The following is a 3,743-nucleotide window of genomic DNA, read 5'->3' on the forward strand; positions in this document are numbered from 1 at the left end:
GCCGCCGGCCCCGCCCCCACCCATCCAGGCCCCGCCCGCAGCGTTGGCCCCGCTGCCGCCCCCTCCGCTCTCCCGGACGGAGCTGATCGCCGCGGCCAATGAGGCGGCCGGCGCTTATGCTGACCGATCAAGCGACAAGACCCAAGTGAAGGACGCGCTGATCGGCCGACGGTTCAGCCTTAAGATTCCGTTCGGCTGCGACGGAGCGCAGGTGTCGCCTAGTGGGGCGCAAGCGTTCGCGGAATACGACGCGACCAAGAAGACGCTGAGACTTGTGGCCCGACCAGCGGCTTGGAAGACGCTCCCGCTTGTGCAGGGCCTGGCGGACGTGGACCAGATCGAGTCTGTGGAGGGGTTCTGGGTTCCTCGCCCTTGGAGCGCCTCGGAAGCCTGCCCGCCGCGACGCGACGACGCCATTCCGGTGACGCCGACCGCGCCCACGGCGCCGACCCTGGGCTTGGCCCGGCTGTTCATGACCGGCGGGACCCGCGCGCTTCAGCGTGGCGAGCGTCCCTATGAGTTTGTCCAGAAAATCGCCGATGGCGATGTCGCAGCTCTCTCCCGCAGCTTCAACCTCGTGCTGCAAGGTCGCCTGGTGGGCTTTGATCGATCAACCGCTCTACGGTGTTGGAGCGAATCGACCGCGCATCGGCCCATCTGCCTCTATGCCGTGGAGTTCGACCGGATCGCCTTCGAGAATGGAGCAGATGGCAAGGTCCTGGCCGAATGGCGGGAGTAAGACATTTGACGGCCACCAGCCGCCAAACAACTTCCCCGACCGGCGCTCTGCTCGCCTGTGTCGACAGGTCACGATACGCGAGCGCGGTCTGCGATTACGCGGCCTGGTTTTCTGGACGCACCCAGTCCCCGATCGTCCTGGTGAACGTGGACGAGCCGGGAAAGCCCAACTCCGAAAAGACGTCCGAAGCCTCTCCCATTCTCAGGGCTCGCGAACGCCTGGAGCATGAAGGCGCCGAGGCGATCACCACCCTTGAGCCCGTGGGCCGATTCGCCCGGACGCTCATCGACCTGTCGGCCAGCGCAGAGATGATCCTCATGGGCAAACGGGGGCGGGAGGCCGATGACCGCAGCGCGTTGGGCTCGAATGTGGAACCCGTCGTCCGCGGAACCACCCGCCCCGTCTGTCTCGTTTCGCAGGTCTATTTGCCGATCTCGCGCGCCCTGATCATCCTCGACGCCGATCCGCTCCATAGGCGCGCGGTCAATTTCGTGTCTGCTCACCCTGCACTGCGCGGACTTGAGATGGACCTCGTTCTCATGGACGACGGACTTCCTGGGGCCGCCAGCAAACTGACTTGGGCGCGAGAGCAGCTAAGGCCCCATTCGGCCGGCGTCTTCGCAATGAGCGCCGCCACCCCCGCTGCAGCGGTGCGAGCCTACCGGCGCAACGGCGGCTTTGACCTGTTGATCATCTCACGAGAAGTGGCCCTGGCCGACAAGTCGGCCAGCCTCAAGCAGATTGACCCCCAAAGCATTTGGGCGCAGCGCGCGCCGGTCTTGATCTGTTGAGGTGGCGCGACGGCCCTCTCGTGGGACGGCCAGGTGCGGACCGCCTGGGATGGAAACAGGCATGCCCACCTGAGCGCAAAGGCGTTCGCGGCCCAATTATCGCGTCACGCGCACGACTAAGCATGCCTCGGCCCGAGATCGCACAAATTCACAAGCTTGCTGCGCGGCGACCTCGTTGAAGCCGGCGAACCGCGCTTGATGCAGTTCTCCAGAGGGCACGATTTGCTGCGAGGCGCGGCTGAAACGCTGAGGAAACCGCGCCGCAAGATCGTTGAGGCGTCGACGGCCCTGCTCGCGATGCCGAAACGCCCCCACCTGGATCGACCAACACTCGGCTCCGCAGGCGCCGCTGAGTTCAGTCGGCGCCGGCCAGGCCCTGACGATACCCACCGCCTCCTTGGCCGAGGGAAGCGGATCTTTGGCCCCAAGAAGGGTGGCGACCGGCAAGGTGTCCCCGGCAAATCGCACGGCCAAGGATGTAAAGCTTGCCCGAAGCAACTGCCGCATGAACTGATCACGCGCCGACGCCGTGTTTCCCCCGAGCACCACGGCGATGAAGCGATGGCCATCAGCGACCCCGGACGTGAGCAGGTTAAAGCCGGACGCCCGGATAAACCCGGTCTTCATGCCATCAACGCCGGGCGTCCTGAGCAGGGCGTTGTGCCCGCGAATCCGCGCCCCGCGAAACACGGTCTCCTGCTGCCTAAAGATCGCATATCGCCTGGGATGATCGCGCAGCAGGGCGTGCCCAAGGATCGCCAGATCAAGCGCCGTGCTGACATGCCGCGGGTCGGGCAGCCCCGAGGCATTCCTGAAGGTCGTGTTCTGCATCCCCAACTGACGCGCCTTGGCCGTCATCTGCTTTGCAAACGCCGCTTCGCTGCCCGCCATTTTCTCAGCAAGCGCAGTAGCGACATCATTGGCGGATTTGACCACAAGCACATCCAGCGCTTCGGCGACGCTGAGGTATTCACCCGACCTGAGCCCCAGCTTGGAGGGCGGCCGCGCGGCGGCGCGCGGCGAAATAACAACCTTGTCGGTGAGCTTCAATTCGCCCCGATCGAGAGCCTCGAAGGCCAGGTAAAGCGTCATCACCTTGGTCAGCGACGCTGGGTATCGAACCGCCGCAGCTTGCCGCGAATAGAAGACTTCGCCGCTCGAAGCGTCGACTACGATGGCGGCGAATTTGTTCGGGCTAAAGGCGGAGTCGGCGACCGCGTCGGTGACGAAAACCCAACTCAAAGCCTGGATCATGAGCAACGCGACCAGGCCGGCGCGGCGGGCCACGGTACGACTTGTGAGCACACGACAGCGCCTGGCGCCCAAGGCCATTCCCCCCGACATTTCAATGAATTTGATCCCCGCAGGGTGTGGGCGGTAGGTAAACAGTTCCTAAATTTTCTGACTTAATCCAGCCGACCACCCTCGAGGGCGGTCGCGAAACCTCGAGCCAGACCACGGCGCAGGGCGACAAAGGCGGACGCCTATGGACTGAGGCGGGGGCTCACCGCGCGCCCTGCAGATGCGCTCCTGCGGGCTCGAACAATCGTCTCGTCCGCCCGCGCTCAGCGGCGCCCTACCGGATCATCAGCTGTTCGATCCAGCGACCCGACATCGAGAATTGGACTGGCGTCGATTCCGCCGGCGTTGAGCAAAAAGGCGACCCGCTCCAGGGCCGACACCACGCCCGCCTGCTCCCAGTCCTCAAGGCGCTCGAACCCCGCAGCGAACCGATTTTGCAGGACGTCCGGCGTCGTCGATAGCGTCTTTCGGCCAGCGTCAGTCAGTACGACAACCACACGCCGCCGGTCTTCCGCCGAGCGCCCGCGCACGACCAGAGCCCGATCTTCCAGCTTGTCCAACAAGGCTGTGACCGTGGCTTGACTGAGCCGGGCTGCGTCAGCGATGGCGCCGGCTCCGGCGCCGGCATCGCCCCTCTGCGCGATAATCTGCAAAACAACCATCTGCGAGGCAGTGAGCCCTGCGGTGCGCGACAAGTCGCGAGCCGCGAATTCGGCGGCGCGCACGATCCGGCGGATCGCAATAAGAGCGCTGGTGACCCGAGAATCCATGGCGTGAACGACCGCCCGATGATGAGGGAATTGCGCCTTGTTCCGCAGGAAGAAGGCGCTCGCAAGTCGCCCTTATGACCACGCTCAATTTATTTTGAATACCGAATTATATTAATGCCGAAAGCTCGCCGTCTCTAGAGA

General features: G+C 64.5%; 4 protein-coding genes. 2 read left to right on the plus strand and 2 right to left on the minus strand.

From position 1 onward, the window contains the following. Together Q7T84_RS16885 and Q7T84_RS16890 are read left to right on the plus strand one after the other, a co-directional pair. On the plus strand, positions 1-739 hold a 739-nt coding region (locus Q7T84_RS16885), incomplete at its 5' end, for a hypothetical protein (protein WP_304811147.1). Positions 740-744: 5 nt separating this feature from the next. Further along, positions 745-1,530 carry a universal stress protein gene (locus tag Q7T84_RS16890; RefSeq protein ID WP_304811149.1) on the plus strand — a complete coding sequence of 262 codons (786 nt, stop codon included), beginning with the start codon at positions 745-747 and terminating at the stop codon, positions 1,528-1,530. Between the two features lie 96 nt (positions 1,531-1,626). Here Q7T84_RS16890 and Q7T84_RS16895 read toward each other — a convergent pair whose 3' ends face one another. Together Q7T84_RS16895 and Q7T84_RS16900 are read right to left on the minus strand one after the other, a co-directional pair. Next, the gene (locus tag Q7T84_RS16895) at positions 1,627-2,817 is read right to left on the minus strand and encodes a D-alanyl-D-alanine carboxypeptidase family protein (RefSeq protein ID WP_304811151.1); all 1,191 of its coding nucleotides are present in this window, start codon (positions 2,815-2,817) and stop codon (positions 1,627-1,629) included. 278 nt (positions 2,818-3,095) lie between these two features. Continuing rightward, positions 3,096-3,602 (minus strand): MarR family winged helix-turn-helix transcriptional regulator, encoded by a 507-nt coding sequence (locus tag Q7T84_RS16900; protein ID WP_304811154.1) that lies wholly within the window; start codon positions 3,600-3,602, stop codon positions 3,096-3,098. Between the last annotated feature and the right edge of the window lie 141 nt (positions 3,603-3,743).

The organism is Phenylobacterium sp., from assembly GCF_030654915.1.
Lineage (GTDB): Bacteria > Pseudomonadota > Alphaproteobacteria > Caulobacterales > Caulobacteraceae > Phenylobacterium.